At 47.4% G+C, this 24,105-nt stretch carries 14 protein-coding genes; 8 read left to right on the top strand and 6 right to left on the bottom strand.

Going from position 1 to position 24,105, the window contains the following annotated elements; genetic code table 11:
- Nucleotides 1-249 precede the first annotated feature (249 nt).
- The gene (locus P2G85_RS12730) at nt 250-4,857 is read right to left on the bottom strand and encodes a thrombospondin type 3 repeat-containing protein (RefSeq protein ID WP_275864460.1); all 4,608 of its coding nucleotides are present in this window, start codon (nt 4,855-4,857) and stop codon (nt 250-252) included.
- Between the two features lie 802 nt (nt 4,858-5,659).
- On the opposite strand from P2G85_RS12730, the gene P2G85_RS12725 reads away from it, so the two are divergent.
- Nucleotides 5,660-7,306: an LTA synthase family protein gene (locus P2G85_RS12725; protein WP_275864459.1), complete on the top strand. Its 1,647-nt coding sequence runs from the start codon at nt 5,660-5,662 to the stop codon at nt 7,304-7,306.
- On the opposite strand, the gene P2G85_RS12720 is transcribed toward P2G85_RS12725, so the two are convergent.
- The 3 genes from P2G85_RS12720 to rnk form a co-directional block, all read right to left on the bottom strand.
- Nucleotides 7,269-8,087: a hypothetical protein gene (locus P2G85_RS12720; protein WP_275864458.1), complete on the bottom strand. Its 819-nt coding sequence runs from the start codon at nt 8,085-8,087 to the stop codon at nt 7,269-7,271. The genes P2G85_RS12725 and P2G85_RS12720 overlap by 38 nt on opposite strands.
- 16 nt (nt 8,088-8,103) lie before the next feature.
- Nucleotides 8,104-9,084, bottom strand: a complete 981-nt coding sequence (locus tag P2G85_RS12715) for a glycosyltransferase family 2 protein (RefSeq protein WP_275864457.1) — start codon at nt 9,082-9,084, stop codon at nt 8,104-8,106.
- Between the two features lie 286 nt (nt 9,085-9,370).
- Nucleotides 9,371-9,778 (bottom strand): nucleoside diphosphate kinase regulator, encoded by a 408-nt coding sequence (gene rnk / locus P2G85_RS12710; RefSeq protein WP_275864456.1) that lies wholly within the window; start codon nt 9,776-9,778, stop codon nt 9,371-9,373.
- A gap of 439 nt (nt 9,779-10,217) precedes the next feature.
- Between rnk and nirB the strand changes: the two genes are divergently transcribed.
- The 4 genes from nirB to cobA all read left to right on the top strand — a co-directional run bounded on the left by nirB (nt 10,218) and on the right by cobA (nt 15,014).
- Nucleotides 10,218-12,779 carry a nitrite reductase large subunit NirB gene (gene nirB / locus P2G85_RS12705; RefSeq protein WP_275864455.1) on the top strand — a complete coding sequence of 854 codons (2,562 nt, stop codon included), beginning with the start codon at nt 10,218-10,220 and terminating at the stop codon, nt 12,777-12,779.
- Nucleotides 12,780-12,796: 17 nt separating this feature from the next.
- Complete coding sequence (gene nirD, locus P2G85_RS12700) at nt 12,797-13,120, top strand: nitrite reductase small subunit NirD (protein ID WP_275864454.1); 324 nt, start codon at nt 12,797-12,799, stop codon at nt 13,118-13,120.
- 133 nt (nt 13,121-13,253) lie between these two features.
- Complete coding sequence (locus P2G85_RS12695) at nt 13,254-14,102, top strand: formate/nitrite transporter family protein (RefSeq protein WP_275864453.1); 849 nt, start codon at nt 13,254-13,256, stop codon at nt 14,100-14,102.
- 156 nt (nt 14,103-14,258) lie between these two features.
- Nucleotides 14,259-15,014 carry a uroporphyrinogen-III C-methyltransferase gene (gene cobA / locus P2G85_RS12690; RefSeq protein ID WP_275864452.1) on the top strand — a complete coding sequence of 252 codons (756 nt, stop codon included), beginning with the start codon at nt 14,259-14,261 and terminating at the stop codon, nt 15,012-15,014.
- Nucleotides 15,015-15,039: 25 nt separating this feature from the next.
- On the opposite strand, the gene P2G85_RS12685 is transcribed toward cobA, so the two are convergent.
- Nucleotides 15,040-15,477 carry a DUF4174 domain-containing protein gene (locus P2G85_RS12685; RefSeq protein ID WP_275864451.1) on the bottom strand — a complete coding sequence of 146 codons (438 nt, stop codon included), beginning with the start codon at nt 15,475-15,477 and terminating at the stop codon, nt 15,040-15,042.
- 120 nt (nt 15,478-15,597) lie between these two features.
- Between P2G85_RS12685 and P2G85_RS12680 the strand changes: the two genes are divergently transcribed.
- Entirely contained in the window at nt 15,598-16,086 is a 489-nt protein-coding gene (locus tag P2G85_RS12680) for an NYN domain-containing protein (RefSeq protein WP_275864450.1), read from the top strand.
- 81 nt (nt 16,087-16,167) lie between these two features.
- Here P2G85_RS12680 and P2G85_RS12675 read toward each other — a convergent pair whose 3' ends face one another.
- On the bottom strand, nt 16,168-17,499 hold the full coding sequence (locus P2G85_RS12675; RefSeq protein ID WP_275864449.1) for an anaerobic C4-dicarboxylate transporter: 1,332 nt from the start codon (nt 17,497-17,499) through the stop codon (nt 16,168-16,170).
- Nucleotides 17,500-17,953: 454 nt separating this feature from the next.
- On the opposite strand from P2G85_RS12675, the gene P2G85_RS12670 reads away from it, so the two are divergent.
- Nucleotides 17,954-19,570 (top strand): methyl-accepting chemotaxis protein, encoded by a 1,617-nt coding sequence (locus tag P2G85_RS12670; protein WP_275864448.1) that lies wholly within the window; start codon nt 17,954-17,956, stop codon nt 19,568-19,570.
- Between the two features lie 419 nt (nt 19,571-19,989).
- The gene (locus P2G85_RS12665) at nt 19,990-24,105 is read left to right on the top strand and encodes a response regulator (RefSeq protein ID WP_275864447.1); all 4,116 of its coding nucleotides are present in this window, start codon (nt 19,990-19,992) and stop codon (nt 24,103-24,105) included.

The following is a 24,105-nucleotide window of genomic DNA, read 5'->3' as shown; positions in this document are numbered from 1 at the left end:
AAAATAGCAGCAATAATTTGAGTTGGGCGAGTGACGACAAGAGTTAGCTTGTTAGTGGTATTAACTAATTTCATGCTTATTTCCTGTGTGAATGTCTCGGCCATGAATAAAAACTACAGTGTTTGTTTTTGTATGCAAATAGTTTAATGGCAAATTATTTTATATGTATATTTACGAAAAGCCGGATATTAAAAAAGCCCTGATGAAGAACATCAGGGCTGGTTAGGGTTACGATGATTCAGTAGGTCGTTACTTCCTCAGCAGCGTAAAGCTGTGAACATTGCCTTCGGTAGCGTCACCTTCTTGCCAGTAGGCTAACTGCGTAGTGTAGTCGCCTTCTGCACCGGTAATGGTAAATGTACCGGTTGTAAACTCATCATCAGGTTGAACCATTAACTGGCCTGCCTCGTTAACTTTCCAGGAAAAGCTAAACGTTTCATCCGGATTGTTCAGGCTGAATCCTAAGCCTGTGTTGTCGGCATTCAGGGTGATTTCGTCTTTGGCCACAAAAGCTTTGATGGTTTGGCTACCGGTTTCGTTCGTTTGAACCGCTAACTGACCAAACACCCAGCTCGTGCCTGCCAGAGCCATATCGCTGTAGGTGGTGGTGATGTTCGAGCCGGCACGACACTCATTGGCTAATGCGTCATACTCAGCCTGGCTGGTATTAACGGCATTATCCAGACACTCTGTCAGGTTGCCGCTGAAGGTGGCACTGTTCAACGAGATAACGTCGCTGCGGCTGGAACGGTATTGTCCGTCTGCGGCGAAGCTTTCCGGTGAGTAAGTGGCAAACGTGCTGGTTTCCCCTTCATGCTTCAGAAGTACTAATAACGTGTGTGATTCTGGCGCATCTGCCGCGTTAAGCTCCAGGTAACTTAACTCGTCTTGCTGTTTGATCGCCCAGCTACCGGCCGTTTTCTCGGACATCTGTTGGTCAGTCTCATCTGAGAAAACGTGCGTGTTCAGCAAGGTACCATCTTCGAAGAAGAAGGTGCTGGAGTCATTTCCTTTATCACTAATGTGGCTAAAGGCATTGCCGGCCAGAGAAGCTGTGCTGATGTCAGGCAGTGAGTGGTTTGAGCACGCCTGGTAGAGCGAGACTTTCTCGAAAAAGTCTTCAACACTGCCACCTTCACCTGGGGCAAATTCACACTGGATCTCAACTTCAGCAAGGATGGTTTGATAAGCCGTGTCATTGAACATGGTCACAACAAAATCATTTGCCTGGTTTGCGGTTTCGATCGCGCCACGCATGACGTATCCGTTCTGAGCCGCCAGCAATACGCTTGCCGGAGAATCCGACCATTTTTCGCCAAAGGCGCTGATGGCCTTATCGGTTACGGTAAACTCGATGACATCAATGCCGCCCTTGACTCCCTGAGTCCAGTTGGTGCTATCGACCAGTTGTTCACCCAGGTAGAAGTTAGCCACGCCACCTTCAACCAGCTCAACGCCAATGTCCCAGCCAATATAAACCAGTTTGGCCTGATAAGGTTCTGTTGCAGCCTGTGCTGACTTCAGATCTTCCAGTGTGGTCGCAACAATATGATATGGGCTTGAGGTTGCGCCCACGACTCTTACGTGAACTTCTGCATCCGTCCAAAGTGAGTAGATATCCTGCTCTGCAACAGGGGCGAACTGGAGCGCTTTGGAACCTGACGGGAATACCGCGCTACCTGTTTTATACGCAGACCAGAATGGCAGTGTCTGCTCGGACAGTGTGACATTGGCCAGATCGATGATCTTCGGTACGCCCAAAGAATAAACCAGCTCGGAATAGCCGCTAGGATAGGCGATCGCGCTGCTACCGGAAATATCCAGAGTATAGCCAGCCGGTGTAACCCAACCGCCATCAGTCAGTACCATTTGCTCATGGTCTTCGACGCTGCTGCCAAGCGTGCCGTCTGGCAAGATAACTTTAAATCCGGAAGAGACGGCGAGGCTACCGTTGACCACAAATTGGTCGACAGTGAGGAGATCAACGCCATCTTCACCTTCGCGGTCGAACTCGTTTAAGGCCGTGGTATTCTCCACAAACTGTATAATATCAGTGTTGGTTGCTTCGGTGACGATGCCGACACCATCGGCGATGTCACTGCGGTCTTCATCGTGGTCTGCTTCATGATCACCGTTTGAGGTATCGCCGGAATCGGTGCCATCAGAAGAGTCACCAGGATCTGTACCATCCGTCGGTTTGTCGCCGTTATCCTGTTCAGAACCGTCGTTGCCACCGGTAAATGCCACTTGTTCCAGAAAAGCAAGCTTGGCGGTTTCACTAAACAGGTATAGAGATTCATCCAGGCTGGTACCTTCGCGTTCTACACTACCCATGCGGACATAACTGCCGTTGCCATCATCGTATAGGCTGCAAATCAGCGTTGAGGAATCTTGATCCCATTTATCTCCGAACTCAGCAATTACGGTTTCAGGAACGGTAAACTCGATGATGTCTTCACCAGAGATGACATTACGGCTCCAGGAACCAGAACCCACTTTAACCAACTCATTACCGGTCATATAGTAGTTAGCTGTGCCACCTTCAACCAGTTCAACACCGATATTCCAGCCAAAGTACACCAGATTTGGATAGCTCTGGCCGGCTGAAGTATCGGTTGCTGCTGGCGCAATAAGCTGTTCAAGTGAAGTGGCCGGGGCATGGTAAGGTTCTACTGTAGTGCTGACATGCACTTCAGAGTCGGTCCACAAAGAGTAGATGTCCTGGCTTGCTTTCGGAGTGAATTTCACAGCGTAAGAGCCCGGTGGGAACTGAGCCGTGTCTGTCAAATAGTCAGACCAAAACGGCAGGGTTTCTTCTGAAATGAGTTTGCCTTCCAGATCCAGTAGTTCCAGTGCCAGTGATAGCTTGCTTTCCGGCGCATTCGTCGGGTAGGCGACAGGAGTATCGGATGTGACATCGAGCGTATAGCTGGTGGTTTGTACCCAACCCGAAGCGGTCAGGATCACGTCCTCATGTTCCTCTTCTACCGTGGTCAGGCTGCCGTCCGGATTTACCATCAACGGTGATTGAGTGACGGCTTTGTTATCCTGGATCTTAACCGGACCGACGAATAAAAACTTCTGGTGGTTACCGGTTGCTTCATCGTATTCATCATCCGTGTGCAGTTCATACAGCACATCTGATCCGCGAATAAACTCAAGAGCTGTTGGTGCTACTGGGGTTGTCTCTTCTTCATTGTCGTTGTTGCTGTCATCCGGATCTGAGTTGTCGTCAACTCCATCATCGGAGTCTTTGCTGTCGTCTTCCGGATCGGAATTGTCACCAATACCGTCACCATCTGTGTCTTTGCTTTCTGATGGGTCAAGCGGGAAGTAGTCACGTGGGTCGGTTACACCATCATTATCATCGTCTTCATCCGCGTTGTTGCCGATGCCGTCACCGTCAGAATCGAGATATTCGTCCGGGTTAGTCGGGAAAGCATCTTTTTCATCAGGGAACTGATCGTTATCGTCGTCGTCGTCCTGATTGTCGCCCAGGCCGTCTTTATCGGTATCAACGCTTTCATCGCTGTCAAACGGGAAGGCGTCTTCCTCATCTACCACACCGTCGTTATCGTCGTCGTTATCTTCCACATCAGGGATACCATCGCGATCATAGTCAGCAGATTCATGGCTCTTTAACGGATTCGGGTCATCCGCATCGAGTATGCCATCATTGTCATCGTCGTTATCAGCATTATCCCCGATACCGTCTTTGTCGTTGTCGCTTGACTCGTTAGGATTGAGCGGGAAAGCATCAAGGGCGTCTTTTACGCCATCGTTATCGTCATCCTTATCTGCTTTGTTACCAATTCCATCCTGGTCGGTATCTGCAGACTCTTTGGCATTGAGCGGAAATGCATCATACTCATCGGCAATGCCGTCGCCATCGTCGTCAGTATCGGTATTGTTACCAATGCCGTCACGATCGGTGTCTTTCCACTCGTTACCATCGTTCGGAAACGCGTCTAGTGCGTTCGGAATACCATCTGAATCGTCGTCAGCCATAAACTGGCTTTTGCTGGTAACAAATTCAGGTACTGATAACTCATTGAAATCAACATTTGCTGCCGCGTTGTCCGAAGCAGAGTTTTTGATCACAGTATCAATTGATTTTTGTGTCTGTTCACTGACGGCTTCGAGCGCTTCCAGTAGATCGAAGGAGGTTTTGTTTTCGGCGATGGACTTAACCGCTTCGTTTAATTCAGAAGGTGTTTCCGGAAGCTGGTTAGACTCGACCAGTACCTTTGCTTCGTACGCGAGGCGTGCTGCCTTGGAGTTGTTGGCTTTATCTTCAACATAGTCGCCCATGATGAGCTCTGGGTCGAGAAGGTCTCCGGCCACTTCCTGAACGGCAGCTTCTTTTAGTGCTTCCAGCTGTTCATCGGACAGCACATCTTCTGAATCTGTTTGAGCTTCGGCTTTTTTCTTTTCCAGCACCAGGTTGACTTTGGTGGTCAACGGAGTGACGGCGGTCGCGCCGGCAGGCGCTGACATAACGTATGGGACGGGAACTGGCTCACCTTCTGGCATCTCATCGGTAATCGTGTCTTCATCAACCGATTCGGTAGTGACTTGCACCACGACGTTATATTTGCCGGGGTCATCAATGCCTTCTACATTCAGATTGGCGACACCACCTACACCAGAAATAGCGCGGGGTTCATTGCTGTCTAACTGATAGTCATTGTCTAAATCCAGCCATACGGTCGCGTTTCTTAAGTAGCCATCAATGGCTTTTACCGAATAGGTGGTTTGGGCACTCAGTTTATTATCTGAACTGGAATCTCCGCCACAGCCGGAAAGCAGGGAAGTCCCCGCTACGCCAATGGCTAAGGCGATTTGAGTTTTCTTCATACTGATTCTCTTGTGTTGATTAATATGATGGTTCTTTAAATATTGTTATAAGTTCTTACGGAGGTATTTTATATTGCTATGGTTAGTGTGTAACTTATCAGTGGCGTTTGGGGCTAATTTTTGAGGAGATGATCAATATTTTTCGATTAAAACATAATGATGGGGAATGCTTTATAAAGTCGGTGGTGTTATAGCACGTGAAATTCAACAAAATATAGAGTTTTATATCTAAATGAGAGTTAGCTATAACTTATTTGCAGTGTCTGTTTGTAACGTGCTTTGCGGATATTTAGTCACACTTATAAGGCGTCAATAAATTATCAGTGTTATATATTTGACGCAGGTGTGCGAGGAGTGTCAGTGTGCTGTCGAGTCTGTTATTTGCGTTTAACACCTTCGCATATGGGCATAGGCGTATATGTTTGCACGGTAAGAACTGCTTCGAATTTTTTGTCTGTCTGCCTTGGTTATGATGGCTTTTGAGTTGATCTACTTAGAAGTAATATTATTATTTGTTGGTGATTAAATTTCTTGTTTATTATTGCTATCGAGTTGATTTTTGTTGTTCGCTGCATATCGTTTTATGGTTGTCGTTATATATATGTATTATATAGCTTTAAATTTACGCTGATGAGTGTGGGTAATTAATTTTTAACCTTAGATTATAAGGGGTGATGAGGGAGTAATTATATCCTGATATAAGTTTATAGTGATTTTCAAATAGTATTCATTAATGTGGGTACTGCAGATTTGAGTACTGAGATTCTATGCACTAACCTTAAAAGAAAAGGGGTGAGTGCTTATGTTTCCCATTCTTTTTGTAGTGGTGTGTTATGCGCTAAAAGTGGCGCTGATTTGGCGAGATTTCCATGTTGAGGATAGCGAAAGCTACTTACGTGTTGCCGCCTATGATGCCTTGTATATCTTGCCGATTTTACTCATGCTCGCCATCCCGGGGCAAAAGAGTCGTGTCTGGTTTGCTATTAGTCGTGTGATCACCTTACTCGCGATGGTGATCTATTTTGGTGATATGGTGCTGATGTTTACTTTTCAGTCCCGATTGTATTTTGAGGATATCCCTAAGTTTTATGATCAAATCAATATCTATCTCGGTGAGTTGAGCACTAACCAGATCATCATTATCGCAGTAGCGGCATTGTTGTGTGGTCTGTACTTATTTGCACGAAGGATTGTGGTATCCAACGCGGGTCTTGTGTTGCTCGCGCTGCTGTATATTGTAGCGGGAACCAGTATACTTTGGGCGCCAAAGTCGGTTCGTCATCCTTTCTATATTAATGTTGTGCAGGCCAATTTAGGAAGTACACATTTAAATCGTTATAGTGAGGGGTTTATCAACACCTTTCGCTATCAGCCGACAGTAACCTGTGAACCGGTTGAGACCATTCAGCCAACTAAAATTGTAGTGATCTTGTTTGAATCGTGGTCGAACTATCATAGTGCTTATTTTGGTCAAGGACGCGACTGGACACCCGAGCTAGATACTCTCGCCAGAGAAAATATTACCCTGACAAACTTTTATGCGAATGGCTTTACAACCGAAACCGGATTGTATGCACTGTTTACCGGTCAGCCCTTATTATCCGGGTCAATAAACATGCGTTTAGATGGTGGTATCAGCTTAAGCCAAATCAAGGCTCCGGTTTCTCTTATCCACCAGTTTGCTGATGCTGAGTATAACACCAGCTTTGTGACCTCGGGTGACCTGGGCTTTTTAAATAAAGGGGTATGGCTTGAGTCGATGGGTTTTCAACGCATTATTGGCGCCGCTGATTATCCGGATTCACTACCAAGATACTTATTTAACTCTGTGAGTGATGAAATCTTGTTTGAGCGCGCTTACCAAGAGCTGAATGCCACAACGGACAAACAGCTTATGGTGATCGAAAATGTGACGACTCACCCACCGTTTGTGGTTCCGCAAGAGAGCGGAGTGGTTTTGTCGGAGTCATTGGCTTTTCAGTATAGTGATCGGATCATCACTGAGTTTATTCAACGCATCACCGCTGATGACACAATGATCATCGTGTTGAGCGATCATCGGGCAATGGTACCGTTGACTCAGGCTGAAAAGCAGCAGGACAAACTCATGGCACCATCCAAAGTTCCTGCGTTTATGGTTTGGCAGGGGGGGCAGCAGAAGGTTGATGTCGCCGTTCAACAGGCGGATCTGTTAGTCAGTGTGTTCGCAGCCGTGCACGGTGAGTCTTGTGTCAGTGAAATGACCGGTCGGGTACTGCCATTAGATAATCTGGTTCCCCCTCAATGTGTAGTGTTCCGCCGGGGAGACAGCCGTGAAAGGGTGACATTACGCTGTAATAGCAAAGATTTCACCGTCTTACTTGATGGTGACCGAACACGTCTGATCAATGGTGATCAGCAACATGCGACAGTTAACATAGTGAATTATCTGAGGCTCCAGCAACAGTGATGACCTCGGTGGTGGCCGGTGCCAGAGTGTCGGTATAAACCTCATCGATACCATATTGCTCCTGAAAAAGCTTCAGCAGAGGCTCGCTATTAATGGTGTGGGTAAATGTGGTCACCTGAAATTGTTTCAGCTTACAGCCCAGGCCTTCTTTAGCCAGTTGTTGTGGCATCGTGACCGCAACCGAGCCGGATAATTTTCCCATCCAGTAGAGGATTTCGCGTTGTGATGCAGGGAAACGATACAGTGTCCAAATAACTTTGTCGTATCCGCTACGGCGAACCTGTGCGAAGTTCTTGGGTGTGTAGATTTGCGGCACAATCCGGTTAATTAACGAGGGGTAAAGCCGGGCAATGGTTGCCAGAGCGGCGAGGTTGTTTTCTTTTACATCGGTCACAATGAACGCATCAGGATGCGTTTCGAGCCATTCCATCAGCCCATTCAAAGTACATGGCGTGAGTCGGGTATTGATAAAGGAGAGCTCAAACTCCTCCAGCGATATGGCGTCGTTGACTTGAGTGCCTGACAATGCACCGAAGCTCTGCTCCCAGTCGTGCAGGCAGACTAAATGCTGGTCGCTGGTGTACATCAGGTCGATTTCAAAATAACGAAAACCACGTTGGTAGTTGTCATTGAGTGCCTGGTATGAGTTTGAGTAGTCAATGCTGTTGATTCGGCCACCAGCATGCGCAATTCTGGCGGGAGGAAACGGGTCTAACTGGATGGACACGGGAAGATAGAAACGAGCGTGATGGCCGATCAGTACGATTGCACCAATACACATTAGCCCGCGAATGAAACTATCCCACCGAGCGGCTCTGGCTTTGCTGGTCATAATCTGGCTGTGCGCGAGGAGAGATGTTGTTATTTAAAGCAAGAAAACGAAGCTGTTTCATTTCCAGCCGTCCACGGCTGACATTGTCTAAAATAATGCCGGCAAATAAACACATAAATGCGATCAAGCCGATAACACTCGCCAGTATCGCGGTGGGGAAGCGAGGAACCAGACCGGTTGCCATAAACTCGCTGATCACGGGGATACCGAGAATCAGGCTCAAAGCGCCGAATACCAGAGATAAGCAGGTAAAGAACATCAGAGGCTTGATGTCACGGATCAGAAAGACAATAAAGCGCAGGATCTTAAAACCATCGGAGAAAGTGTTGAGCTTGCTTTCGGTGCCTTCGGGTCTCGGTTTGTACTTAGTCGGTACCTCCTGATAAGCAATCCGGCATTGCAAGGTATGGACGGTCAGTTCCGTTTCAATTTCAAACCCCAGACTCATCAGCGGTAATGTCTTTACAAAACGTCGGCTCATCACCCGGTAGCCGGAAAACACATCGTTAAGCTTGGCGCTGAACACGCGGTTGATCAAAGTGCAAAACGCTTTATTGCCCAGAATATGCCCGGACGGGAACGATTCATCTACAAAACTACGTGTACCGACCACCATGTCGAGGTTCTCGTCGCAGAGGGTGGCTATCAGTTTCGGTGCGGCATTGGCATCGTAAGTCTCGTCACCATCCGTCAGAACGTAGATATCGGCTTCAATATCAGCGAACATACGTCGTACGACTTCACCTTTTCCCTGGCGCTTCTCTTTGAATACCAGAGCACCGGCCGCGCGTGCTTCTTCAATGGTGTTGTCAGTCGAATTATTGTCATAAACGTAAATAGTTGCGGTGGGCAGGGCGTGCTGAAATGAATGTACCGTTTTGCCGATGGCACCTTCTTCGTTATAGCACGGGATCAAAACAGCGATACTGGGTTGATGAGTCTGCATACCGGAGATCCTTCTGCTGATATCACATAACGAAATGGCTTATTTTCACAGTAGTAGAAGAATCAGGGATTTACCAGTAGACACCGCGTATCAGTCTGAGTGTTTTTTGAGAACCGAGGGGTAAAGGGGGAATAGGTAAAGGGGAGTATGTATGGAGTTAATCATGGCTGAACATGAGTTTACACAGTTTAGGTAAATTCAATTGGGCAAGGGCGAAAAGAAAGATGAAAGCTGGCGCTCCTGGTGCAAAGTCGTTAATCCGGTCTTTGCACCGGGACTCCTGAGATTAGCGGTTTAGTGCACCACTACGCTCAGGTTGATAGGTAATGTCAACAATTTCAATTGTTTTTAATTGATTGTTGGGTAATAGCCAATCCAGCTTTTGTCCGACAGACAGGCCAATTAATGCGCTACCGACAGGGGCAAAAATCGAGATATCATCATTGCTCTTCAGTTCCGATGGATACACCAGCGTTTTGGTTATGGTTTTTTCTTCACCAGAGAACTTGAACACTACCGTCGAGTTCATGGTAACCACGTGCTCAGGCATTTCTTGTGGTTCAAGAACCGTTGCACGATCCAACTCATCTTCTAGTTTTACAAGCTCTGCTGCGATGTTTGGCATTTTATCGAGCAAGGCAGTGATCCTGTTCATATCCAGGCTTGAAATGTAGATAGAATTATTTTTAGACATTATATGACTCCCAAATAAAAGGCCGCCTCATAAATATGGGACGGCTCTCTCTGTATCTATTACTGTATAAATTATATGGTTATAGTTCCATATAAACTAATGCAGATTCTAGTCTTTATGTAACCAGTTAGCTAGTAAAAGATCAAAACATTATATTTGATTTTTTTACTAAATATCAGTTATTTATATATGAATATCGATTTCACTGCTCAAACCAGAGCTTTCTTTTACTTAGTGCTACATGTTGCACTAAGTGTGGTTTGTTTAAAATCTCCAATATCCGTTAATAAATTACTTTAACTTATGTGCTTTGGGCATGAAAAGTCGCGTCTACCCCTTTAGGGTAGTTTGAATTTGTAATTGATTTACATCATGTATTAATTTTCTTTCACAACTAACAATGCGCTCAGTGATAAGAACCTAACCCTTAGGAATTACAATGAGCAAGTTGAAGCTAGTCGTCATCGGTAACGGTATGGTCGGGCACCGTTATATCGAAGACTTAGTCGAGAAAACCGATGTCTCTGAGATGGATATCACCGTTTTCTGTGAAGAACCTCGTGTCGCCTACGACCGTGTACACCTCTCCTCTTACTTTTCTCACCACACGGCCGATGAGCTTTCTCTAGTCAAACAAGGCTTTTATGAGAAACACGCTATCAACATGTTGATTGGCGAACGTGCGATTAACATCAACCGTGAGAACAGAGTGGTCTACTCAAGTACCGGCCGCGAAGTTCACTATGACAAGCTGATCCTGGCCACCGGCTCATTCCCGTTTGTTCCACCAATTCAAGGCCATGAAAGCAAAGACTGTTTTGTTTACCGCACCATTGAAGATCTCAAAGCGATTGAAGCCTGTGCCAAAAACAGCAAAGTCGGTGTCGTTGTTGGTGGTGGCCTGCTCGGTCTTGAAGCCGCCGGCGCACTGAAAGCGCTGGGGGTAGAAACCCACGTGGTGGAATTTGCCCCAAAACTGATGGCGGAACAATTGGATCTTGCTGGGGGTAATCAACTGCGCCAGAAAATCGAGCGCATGGGCGTCAGTGTTCACACCAGCAAAAACACACTTGAGATTGCAGCAGAAGGTACCAACGCCCGCAACGTGATGCGTTTTTCTGACGGCACCGAGCTTGAGACCGACTTCATTGTATTTTCAGCGGGTATCCGCCCTCAGGACAAACTGGCGCGCCAGATGGAGCTGGAAGTCGGTACTCGTGGCGGCGTTGCTATTAATGATCACTGCCAGACGTCAGATGAAAACATCTATGCTATCGGTGAGTGTGCGTCCTGGAATGGTATGTTCTACGGCCTTGTCGCGCCCGGTTACAAGATGGCGACCGTTGCAGTGGATCACTTACTTGGTAGTACTGAAAGTAAATTCGAAGGGGCGGACATGTCCGCTAAACTGAAGTTGCTTGGGGTGAAAGTAGGCTCTATCGGTGATGCAAACGGTCGCAGTGAAGGTTGTAAGAGCTACGTTTACCAAAACGAAGAACAAGAAGTGTACAAACGTCTGATCGTATCCGAAGACAACAAGAAACTGCTTGGCGCAGTAATGGTCGGTGATACATCTGACTACGGTGATCTTCTGCAGCTTATGCTGAATGAAATTGACCTTCCCGAACACCCTGATGCGTTGATCCTGCCAGCACACGCCGGCGCAGAGAAGCCGGCGTTCGGTGCGGACGCTCTGCCTGAGAGCGCGGTGATCTGTTCATGTTTTGATGTCACCAAAGGCAAAATTGCCCAGGCGGTGGCTGACGGCCACCACACGCTGGGCGACATCAAAGCAGTAACGGGTGCAGGCACTGGCTGTGGTGGTTGTATTCCTCTTGTGACTTCAGTGCTGAATGCAGAACTGGCTAAATCAGGCATTGAAGTGAAGAACGATGTCTGTGAGCACTTTGCGTACTCTCGTCAGGAGCTGTTTCACCTAATCCGTATCGAAGAGATCAAAACCTTTGACGAACTTTTAGCGAAATACGGTAAAGGTTACGGCTGTGAGGTGTGTAAACCGCTGGTGGGTTCTATTCTCGCCTCTTGCTGGGGTGAGCATATTCTTAAGCCACAACTGGTGAAGCTGCATGACACCAACGATAACTTCCTGGGTAACATCCAAAAAGATGGTACTTACTCTGTTATACCACGGATGGCGGGTGGTGAAGTCACGCCTCAGGCTCTGGGTGTATTAGCGGCCGTCGCTGAAGAATACAACTTATACACCAAAGTGACCGGGGCACAGCGCATTGGTCTGTTCGGTGCGCAGAAAGACGATTTACCCCAAATCTGGCGCAAGCTGATTGAGGCGGGTTTTGAAACCGGCCAGGCATATGCCAAAGCACTGCGTATGGCGAAGACGTGTGTAGGTTCGACCTGGTGTCGTTACGGCGTTCAGGACTCGGTTGGTCTGGGATCATTTATTGAGAACCGTTACAAAGGTATCCGTACCCCGCACAAAATGAAGTTTGGTGTTTCGGGCTGTACCCGTGAATGTGCGGAAGCGCAAGGCAAAGATCTGGGCATCATCGCAACGGACGCCGGCTGGAACATGTATGTGTGTGGTAACGGTGGTATGAAACCGCGTCACGCTGATTTGCTGGCCAGTGATCTGGATAAGGCCACACTGATTAAATATATCGACCGCTTTATGATGTTCTACATTCGCACCGCCGCGCCACTGCAACGTACTTCAGTATGGATGGCAAACATGGAAGGGGGCGTCGATTACCTGCGCGAAGTGATTGTGAACGACAAACTTGGCATTAACGACCAGCTTGAAGCGGATGTTGCCAAGCTCGTCGATGAATATGAGTGTGAGTGGGCCGCGACCATCAATGATGAATCACAACTGACTCGTTTTGCACACTTCATCAACTCAGATAAGCGCGATGACAATGTCAAGTTCGTGGCCGAGCGTGAGCAACACCGTCCAGCGACTTATACCGAGAAACATCCAGAAGCTAAGGGTGACATTTTGCATGTCGCAGTCACTGAGTAACAAAGGGGAAAGCAACCATGTCTTTTGAACAAGTATGTGACATTAATGACATTACTCCGGGCACGGGTGTTTGTGCCCTGATTGGAGGGGAACAAGTTGCGGTGTTTCGCCCTACTGAGGCGGAGCAGGTACTGGCCATCAGCAATACCGATCCGTTCTTTCAGTCTAACGTGCTGTCACGTGGTTTGATCTGTGAGCACCAGGGCGAGCTTTGGGTTGCCAGCCCGTTGAAAAAGCAGCGCTTTAACCTTACCACCGGCGTTTGCATGGAAGATGCACAATTTAGCGTGAAAGCTTTTAAGGCGCGCGTGAATAACGGCATCGTGGAACTGTCTGCTTAGTAAGGCGATAAAAGTTTAAATAGTAAAAAGGCTTCCTGTTCGCTACTGGATTTTGTAGGGAAAGAAAGACAGGAGCAGGGAGCCTTTGTCTATTCAAATTTCACTTTTATATTCAACTTTTTGGAGAGACATGATGTCTTATTTGAAACCTGCAGAATTCGTTCAGACTATGATCGCCACTGGCGAAGCAAAAGTACGCACCTCGACACGTGACCTGATCCTGCGTGGGATGATGGCCGGTATTATTTTGTCATTGGCTGTCGTGGTTGCGATCACCACCATTACCCAAACCGGCATTGGTATCGTGGGGGCACTCGTGTTTCCGGTCGGCTTTTGTATCCTTAGCCTGATGGGCTACGATCTGGTGACCGGTGTGTTCGGCCTGGCGCCTCTGGCGAAATTTGATAATCGTCCGGGAATCACTTGGGGCCGCGTTTTGCGTTGCTGGGGACTGGTCGGCTTGGGTAACCTGATCGGTTCTCTTCTGGTGGCAGGTCTTATTGCATTGTCGCTGACCATGAACTTCAGTGTTGAGCCAAACGCGGTTGGTCAAAAATTTATTGCGGTAGCGACAGCACGTACAGTGGGCTTTGAAAACCTCGGCGCAGACGGTTGGATCACCTGTTTCGTACGCGGCATTCTATGTAACCTGATGGTGTGTCTGGGTGTGATCGGTAACATGACGGCACGTACGGTTGCAGGAAAAATTACAGCAATGTGGCTACCAATCTTCATCTTTTTCGCATTGGTGTTCGAACACGCGGTAGTTAACATGTTCCTGTTCCCGCTTGGTATGATGCTGGGCGCGGATTTTGGTATCGCAACATGGTTGAACTTCAACCTTATCCCTACCATTCTGGGGAACATTGTTGGCGGTCTGCTGTTTACCTGTGTGCCGCTTTATCTGACTCACGCTAAAACAGCACCGGCTCTGGATTCAGAAACAGAAGTCAGCGCAGAGCCTGTACTGAGCGCTCAATAATCGGTTGTCTGGTCCTTCTTGTTAGCGGGAGGGGCCAGATTCTTGCCTCCGCTTGTACGAGGCTAAAAACTGGTTTGGCGATAAAAAGTAATCACTCATCGGGCAGTTTTCAGAGTGCTACTCTTTATATCCAAATTTGAATTGATAGGCGTTGCTATGACCACTAATAACACCTCGTTAAACAGCGGCTTTGTTTCTCTTGTTGGTGCTGGACCGGGTGATCCGGATTTGCTCACGGTAAAAGGGCTGAAAGTGATTCAGGCTGCAGAAGTGGTGGTGTACGACCGCTTGGTGTCTAAAGCTATTTTGGCGCTGGCAAGCGATAACGCGGAGATGGTTTATGTTGGTAAACAGCTCGACTACCACTGTGTGCCGCAAGAGCAAATTAACCAGCTTCTGGTACAAAAAGCGCAGGAGGGTAAACGTGTTGTACGCCTGAAAGGGGGAGATTCGTTTATTTTTGGCCGTGGGGGCGAAGAGCTGGAAGAGCTGGCGGAGCATGGCATTAAGTATGAGGTGGTTCCGGGTATTACGGCCGCCGCCGGGGCTACAGCTTATGCCGGGATCCCGCTAACTCACCGAGACCACGCCCAGAGCGTGCAGTTCATTACCGGCCATGTTAAGCCGGATGGCCGGGACATTGAATGGCATGCACTGGCGCAGTCAAACAATACCCTGGTCTTCTATATGGGGCTGAAACAAAGTGGGTGTATCATGGATCAGTTGATCACCCACGGGCTTTCTCCCCAGATGCCGTGTGCGATCATTGAAAATGGTACCCGGCCTGGACAACGGGTATTTCAGGGCCCACTGCACGAACTGTCTGTGTTGGCACAGCAGGCCGTCAGCCCGGCGCTTATTGTGGTAGGCAGTGTGACACAGCTGCATAACAAGCTGGCCTGGTTTAACTGATACCTACGGAGTAAATGGCGGCTGCTCAAATCTTGCAGGGGCTTGGCTGCCTCTGCATTTCCTGTTTACGTAGCGGCATTTGGTCGATTAAGTCCTTGATGAAACTCCAGTCCGTTTCGGCTCCCCAACGGTATTTTTCTCTGCCATCCTTACCAAGCAAAATAGCAGTATGTTCGCCTTTTTCAACCCGGTATATCCTGGCCAGGATGCGAGTGTCAAACTCTTGTTTGAGCCAGTCAGGCTTGGTGAAGCCATCTTCTGTAATGATTAGCGTGACAATGTCACGTTCGGTCAGTTCACATTCGTTTATCAGGGTCTCAAGTAGAAATTGCTTAACGTGTTCGTCGTTGGCAGGTGCGAAATACAACACACTTCGGTGCGGCCAGTACTTTGAATGTGCCGGATAACCGAGAACCGCAGAAGAAAAGAAGCAGCACAGCAACAACAGCAACTTTCCGTTCATGGTTTGCTCCTAAAAGTCTACACATTCACCTTATACGTATATTTTAGTGTAAATCGCTCATTGTGCTTTTGGTCAAACTGGCATAGGGTTGCAGGCAAAATTGTTAACGAGTACCTGTGAATGTCTTTCACCGAACAAGAAAAAGTCGCCGTTCTGGTCGATGTACAAAATGTTTACTACACCTGTCGCGAAGCGTATCGCAGTAATTTTGACTATAACCATTTCTGGTATGTGGCAACGCAGGATAAGCAGGTTATCAGTGCCCGCGCTTATGCGATCGCCAGTAATGATCCCAAGCAGCGCCAGTTTCACCACATTCTACGGGGAATTGGTTTTGAAGTGATGCTTAAACCCTTTATTCAGCGCAGGGATGGCAGTGCCAAGGGGGACTGGGATGTGGGGATCACGTTGGATGCGATAGAGATCGCGGCAGAAGTCGATACGGTGATTCTGGTGTCCGGTGATGGGGATTTCAGTTTACTGGTTGAGCGTATCCAGCAGCGTTTTGGTAAAAAAGTCGTGGTGTATGGAGTGCCGCGCTTAACCTCGCAGACCCTGATCGATGCGGCGGACAGTTTTGTTGCCATTGATGACAGCTTTTTATTGTAAGCCGGTCAAGAAAAAGGCGAGTCACTTCAGGCAGTACGAAAACGTACAATGACTCGCCTTTAAACCAATCCTAGTAGTTGTTTATGAAGGTATGATGATCTGGCCCAGTACATAGCCCAGACAGCAAGCACCAATCACGCCGATTAAACCCACAGCCATAAATGAGTGATTAAAGTACCACTTACCAATTTTTGTCGTACCGGACGTATCGAAGTTTACGGTTGCGATGTCAGAAGGGTAGTTCGGAATAAAGAAGTAACCGTATACTGCTGGCATAATACCGATCAGTAGCGCCGGATCTAGCCCCAGACCTAAGCCTACAGGCAGCATCATACGTGCCGTTGCGGCTTGCGAGTTGACCACCACTGACACAATAAACAGCGCAAGTGCGAACGTCCAAGGGTAGTTGGTTACCATTTCAACAATGCCGGTTCTGAATTGTGGCATGGCGTACTGGAAGTAAGTATCGGACATCCAGGCAATACCAAAAATCGCTATCGCAGCCACCATACCGGATTTAAATACCACGCCGTCAGGCACGGTACGAGGATCGGTTTTGGTGGAGAGTAAAATGATACCGCCGAAACAGAGCATCATCATCTGGATCACAACCGCCATGCTGATCGGTTTAGAGCCTTCGGCAATCGTCCGGACTTCAGGCCACATCGCAATCACCACAATTACCATAATTGAGGCGATAAACAGCAGTACAGAGTTGCGTGCTTTGGGAGGTAACACTTCGTCGAGTGAGGTCGCGGTCGTAGTTAAGATTTTATCTCGCCACAGGGGATCTTTCAGGCGCTCTTGGTATACCTCATCATCTTCCAGCTCTTTACCACGTTTCAGGCTGTACAACGACATCAGCAGGGTACCGAACAGTGTTGCCGGAACGGTGACCATCAAAATCGAAAGTAAGGTGATTTCATGCTGAATATCAGACAACTGAGCCAGATAGTATACCACCGCGGCCGAGATAGGAGAGGCGGTAATAGCAATTTGTGAAGCGACAGATGCTGCCGCCATAGGGCGCTCAGGACGAATGCCGTTTTTAAGCGCGACATCACCTATAATCGGCATGATTGAATAGACCGCATGGCCGGTGCCGAGCAGAAACGTCATTGAGTAAGTAACAAAAGGAGCAATTAAAGTGACCCGCTTGGGGTTTTTGCGTAGGAGACGTTCGGCTACTTGCAGCATGTATTTTAATCCGCCCGCAGCTTCCAGAATTGAAGCACAGGTCACCACGGCCAGAATGATCAACATTACGGTGATTGGCGGAGAGGTGGGCGGCATTTTAAAGACGAATACTTCAATCACCAGACCGATACCGGAGACAACGCCTAAACCAATGCCTCCATAACGTGAGCCGATGTACAGCATCAGAAGTAAAAATAGAAATTCTAAGTACAGCATGCGTAATTTCCTTATACGAAACAGGATCTCTATTGTTCCGGCATTCACCGCAAAAATACGATACGCTGTTCACATTCCACTGATATGCAAATCAGTAATGTTTAATTATTGGCAATAACTCACGCTAATGGGGGCAAGTGTTAATGGTGGTTTGTGAGAGTGTAGGATCAATGTAGGAGCTGGCTGATACAAAGGTTAATAGTTGGTTTAACCAAGTGGTAGAGTGGCATTTTAATGCTCAGAAAGTGGACACATCGTCTGGGCTATGGGGGGACTTAACGGTATTGCAGTGTCTGGTGATGTATTAAGCCTGACTAGTAGCGGAGCGGTTGATTAATGCAACTTTGTTGTAACAAATGGTAATAATACGATATGCATCAGATTTAAGTTTCGGATTTTTTTATAAGTTTGCCATCGCCAAATGGATAAAATTATTAAAATAGCAGGCTTAAATATGAAACTTTGCAACCTTTCCGTTAGAAATAAATTGCTATTGCTGGTTGTGATTTCGGCACTACTGCTGATCGTAGCTTGTTTGTACAATCTTAATGAGCAAAGAAAGTCTTCTCTTAGTGAACGGGAAAGTAAACTAAGTGCACAGGTGGAAGTTGTGGTGAGTCTGCTCGATCACTATTATCAGCAGAGAAATGAACTGGGTAGCGAGGCTGCGAAGCAGCAAGCCATTCGCGCGGTTGAGACGCTTCGTTACGATGATAATAATTACTTCTGGATACTGACACCGGAACTAAAGGTAATGCTGCATCCGACGAAACCTGAATTAAATGGTGTTAATGCCAGGGATTTCAAAGATGGTGCGGGTAAATACCATTGGCGTGAGATGGCCAGGATAGCGAATACCACACGCTCTGGATTCCTGGATTATCAATGGAAAAGCCCGCAGGGTGAGCTTAAAGACAAAATTTCTTATGTTCAGCTTTACCCTGAATGGCAGTGGATTATTGGTTCGGGGATTTTGGTGGCAGATATTCAGGAAGCGTTTTATGCCGAGGCGATGAAAGAGGCGCTGGTTGCTACAGTGCTTATTGCGGTACTGGCTGCATTTGGCTATGTGATTTCACGTAACATCACAGAACCGTTACAAAAGCTTATCGACAATACAAGCAAAATTGCGAATGGTGATCTGACAGTGCGTTTGAGTACCAGTCACAAAGATGAGCTCGGCACCGTGAGTTATGAAATTGATCGTATGTTAGCAAAACTCCAGGAGACGTTACTCGCGGCACATAACTCGGCACAGCAGTCTGCCAGTATGGCGCAGAATATTGCTCAGGCCAGTGAAGAGGCCGCGACCAGTGTCAACAGCCAGCACGCACAACTTGAACTGTTATCCACAGCGATGACGGAAATGAGTACAACAATTACTGATGTGGCTAAAAATGCAGAGAATACCGCGCAAAGTACCGCATTGGTGACGCAACATGCCGAGCAGAGTGGTAAAGATATGCAGAAAACCGCGGCGACCATTGCTGAGGTATCTGAGGATATTGCGGCTGCCGACCGAATGGTGGCGGAGCTGCAAGCGGGGGTGAATGAAATAAGTGCGGTGGTGAGCGTGATCCGGAAGGTCTCTGAACAGACCAACCTGCTGGCATTAAATGCCGCGATCGAAGCGGCACGTGCCGGTGAACAAGGGCATGGCTTTGTTGTGGTTGCTGATGAAGTTCGCAACCTTGCCAGCCGCACCCAGCAGTCTACCGATGAAGTTCAGCAAACGATTGATTCATTGATGGAGCGCTCTGAGCGTACGGTGAACGCGATAGCGCGCAGTAATGCGCAGGTAGAGAAAAGCGTTGAAGTTTCAAGGGCGACGCAGGATCAACTCGCCAGTATGGTTGAAGAACTGATTCGCTCAAATGATATGGTGGCGCAAATTGCTGCAGCGTCTGAGCAGAAAAGCTTGGTGGCAAATGAAATGACCCAGAATGTTACCACTATTCACTTTGCAGCAAATGAGGTTAAAGAGGCATCGCAGATGCTTGCTGAAGAAAGCCAACATCTCGCAACGACATCGGAGCTCCTCCACGATCAGATCCGGTACTTCAAAGCCTGAGTATAAGCCCCTGCACTGCAGGGGCTTTTTTCTACTGAACAGTTATTTTTGCAATATTATCCAGCGTAAAGAGGGGTGTACGTCTGCCCGGAACCATTTCCAGTCTCAGGCTTCTTTTATCCGCCATAACACCAACGCGTTAAGGATGGCCGTATCACTTTTATATATTAGTTTAGTCATTGAATCTAGATGTTTAGAAGATTGAGAGGCTGAAAATGGCTGACTTGTTTTAGTTGTTGATTTTAAGGGCTATTTAACAAATGGTCTGTGAATGCTTTTCTTATCTTGTCTTAGATTAGGTACTGTAAATAGTGAACTGACGTTTGATGCACATCAAATGGATCAACATATGCTATTGAGTATGTGAATATAAATGGTAATAATCGCCAGCTATTTATTTTAAACTCACACATTAGCTAATGCCCAATTTTGCTGACATTCGAATACGTACCAAATTAGTTTCCATCCTGGTTATTATCGGGGTTCTTCCTCTCCTGGCTGCAACTCTGTTTAACGGACAGCTGGCCTCAAAAGCGTTGATTGAACAGTCTTTTGAAGAGCTTAATGCGATTCAGGCATTAAGAAGTAAAGGCATCGAAGATTTCTTTCTCAGACGCATGACAGACCTAGAGCTATTTGTGGGAAGTGAGCTCACTGCTAGCCTTGGCGCTGCTGAAAGCAGCGGTATTACGAATGAGCTCTTAACCTCTCAAAATCAGTTTATCGAACAGTTTATTCGTGGTTATGGGTATAGCGATCTACTGCTCATCAGCCCGAAAGACGGCAAGATTGTTTATTCCAGAGATAATCCTCAACGCGTTGGAAACATACTGACGGCCGCTAAGTGGAGTGACCCGGCGTTGTTTAGTGCCTGGTCTGACGTTCTAGTAAGCGGTCAGGCGGTATTCTCTGATTTTGGTTATAGTGAACTGGATGAGGGACAGGTTGCTTATATCGCAGCGCCGGTGAAAAATAACGGCAACCAGGTAACTTCGATTGTGGCGGTTAAAGTTCTGCCTATGCTGATCAATAAAATTGTTGATTCACGTGAAGGGATGGGGGAAACCGGCGAGTCATATTTGATCGGAATAAATCGTTCAACCGGAAAGTTTGAGTTTCGTAGTGATATGGTCACTATGGGCGACGGAAAAAATGTGGTCGGTTTTCGGCTGAAGCAGGATCTGGATTATTGGTCAGATGCCCAAGCGTCAGGATCGACGGGAGGGCAGAACACCTATGTGGACAGTGCCGGGCGGAATGTTCTGGTTGCCTTCAGTAAGGTTAAGGTTCCTGGTCATAGCTGGTACTTAATCTCTAAAATCAATCAAGATGAGGTCACCGCGCCCATCTATTTCCTATATTCTACCTTGCTTGTGGCCGGGTTGGTGCTGGTCATCGTGGTGATTTTTGTCGCGATGAAGTTTTCCAACTCGGTGACGAAACCTCTGATTGAAGGAATGAGTTTCGCTAATGACATTGCTTCTGGCAAGCTGGATTCTAGCCTGGAAGTAAACAGAAGTGATGAGCTGGGTAAGCTCGCCCAGGCGCTCAACGAGATGTCTGTTCAGTTGCGTGAGTTAGACTGGCTTAAAAGCGGGAAAGAAGATCTTGATGATCAACTTCGCGGTGATCTGGAGTTGTCTGAGCTGGCAAAGCGGTTTATTTCGTTCTTTTCTAAACATATGGCAAGTGAAATGGGCGCGCTGTATCTGTATGACCAAGAGACGCAGTTGTTAACTCTGCAGTCCAGTTATGCGTTCACTGATCGTAATGGTAATTTCAATACCATCAAACTGGGTGAAGGCATGGTCGGTCAGGCGGCGATGGAACAAGAAGTTATTTGTTACTCAGACATTAGCCATAATGCACCTCTGCTGAACTATGGCGCGGGCGAAGTGGTTCCCCCGCATTTTATGGCCATTCCTCTGGTGACGGACAGTCACTTGATCGGCGTTGCGTTACTGGGCTCACTCACTCCTTTCACAAAACTGCAGAAGCAATATGTAAACGAAGCCAGTACCAATGCGGCCGTGGTATTTGGCGCGGCGAATGCTCGTACTATCATTAATCAGCTTCTGGAGCGGGCTCAGAAGCAGCAGGAAAACTTAACCCAAGCCAACAGCGAACTGGAAGAGCAGGCTACGGCGTTACGAGAATCTGAGCGGGCATTACAGACTCAGCAGGAAGAACTGCGTGTGACCAATGAAGAGCTGGAAGAACAAACCAAGGTACTCAAAGAGTCAGAAGCCGAGCTGCAGGCTCAGCAGGAGGAGCTCCGAGTTACCAACGAAGAGCTGGAAGAGCGGACAAAAGCTCTGGAAGACCAGAAGCTTGAGATGCAGGAAAAGAATGACGAACTACATCTGGCTCGGCAAGTGGTTGAAGAGAAAGCCAAAGAGTTGGAAGTTGCCAGTAAGTATAAATCAGAATTTCTGGCAAATATGTCGCATGAACTGAGAACACCGCTTAACAGTATTTTAATTCTGTCGCAGTTGTTTGCGAATAACAAAGACGGCAACCTGACCGACAAACAGATAGAATCAGCCCGAGCTATTAACTCTTCTGGTGCGGATCTTCTGTCGTTAATCAACGAAATTCTCGATTTGTCTAAAGTTGAAGCCGGCAAAATAGAACTGCATATTGAGGATGTAGCATTTGACTCGATTGAAGAAGATATCAATCGTCTTTATGCCGATATTGCGGCGGAAAAAGGCCTTGAATTTTCTGTATCGATTGCCGGGAACTTGCCTGGCACCATAGAAACAGACTCTCAGAGACTGCAGCAGATCTTGCGTAATCTTCTCACTAATGCGTTCAAGTTTACCCATGACGGCTCGGTATCATTAAGTATTGCCCAGCCTTCGCCGGAAATGGCCGTTCGTATGAACAAACCGAGAGAATCACTGGTTGCATTCCAGGTGAAAGATGACGGGATTGGGATCAAAGAAGAGCAACAGTTAGCTATCTTCCAGGCTTTCCAGCAGGCCGATGGCAGCACCAGCCGCAAATATGGCGGTACGGGTTTAGGTTTATCGATCTCGAAAGAGCTTACCCATTTGCTCGGCGGGAATATCCTTGTCAAGAGTGAGGAAGGAAAAGGCAGCACCTTTACGGTTGTCCTGCCGCTTGAGTATGTTGCTAAACATACCAAAGAATCAGAGGAAGATTCAGCGTTTAAGCTCAAGCCAGCTATTGCTACCAAGCCTGACAACGCAGCCCGGGAAGCGAGCTCCGTCAATACAACCGGAGATAACGTCGTGGCTGAAAAGTCAACCTCAGAAACCCTTTCTGCCAAGGTCCCTGATGTCAGCGCGACCATAGCGACCAGCTATATCGATGACGACAGGCAAACCATTGCACCGGAAGATAAAACGTTACTCATTATTGAAGATGATAAGGCTTTTGCCGGTGTGATGCGTGATTTCGGTCGTGAACGAGGGTTTAAGTGCATTGTTGCCGAAACGGGTGAAATAGGCCTGCACTTTGCGGATTATTACAAACCAAGTGCCATCATTCTCGACATCGGTCTTCCGGGTATTGACGGCTGGACGGTGATGGAAAGGCTGAAAGAGACTCCGGAGTTAAGGCATATTCCAGTCCATTTTATGTCTGCGAACGATGCAAACCTGGATGCGATGCGAATGGGAGCGATTGGTTATCTGACGAAACCGGTCAATATGCAAAAGCTTGATGCCGCGTTCTCTAGTATTGAAGACATTATTTCTAAACCGGTGAAACGTCTACTTATCGTTGAAGACGATGAAATCCAGCGAGACAGTATCAAGCAACTGATAGGTCAGAGCGATGTTCATATTGTCGAGGTGTCAAGAGGGGAACAGGCACTGGCTGAGCTTGAGTCTCACCGTTATGACTGCATGATTTTGGATCTTGGCCTTGAGGATATGACCGGGTTTGAACTGTTGGAGGGCATAAGACGCAGTGAAACGGCTGCCCGGGTGCCAATTATTGTCTATACGGGGCGTGAACTGACCCGGGATGAAGAAAAAGAACTCAACCAATATGCAGAGAGCATAATTATCAAAGGGGTGAAATCTCCGGAGCGCTTACTGGATGAGTCTGCGCTGTTCTTACACCGGGTAGAAGCAGAACTGCCGGCAGAACAGCGCGGCATGCTTAAAGCGGTACACGATAAGGAGTCCGTGTTAAAGGATAAAAACATCCTGTTGGTTGATGATGACATGAGAAACGTATTTGCGCTCTCCAGAGTGCTGGAAGAAAAAGGCATGAATGTCACTATCGCCCGGGATGGCTTGGAAAGCCTGGATAAACTGAAAGAGAATCCTGCTATCGATTTGGTGCTCATGGACATTATGATGCCAAAAATGGATGGTTATGAGGCGATGCAAGAGATACGAAGCCAGAAGAAATATGCCTCACTGCCAATCATTGCGCTGACTGCTAAAGCGATGAAAGGAGATCGGAGTAAGTGTATTGAAGCCGGGGCAAGTGACTATCTGGCAAAACCGGTAGACACCGATAAGCTGCTTTCGATGATGAGAGTGTGGTTATACTGA

The organism is Vibrio sp. CAU 1672 (assembly GCF_029223195.1).
GTDB lineage: Bacteria > Pseudomonadota > Gammaproteobacteria > Enterobacterales > Vibrionaceae > Vibrio.
Note: the sequence above shows the minus strand (reverse complement) of the source record. Positions and strands in the feature narration are given on the sequence as shown.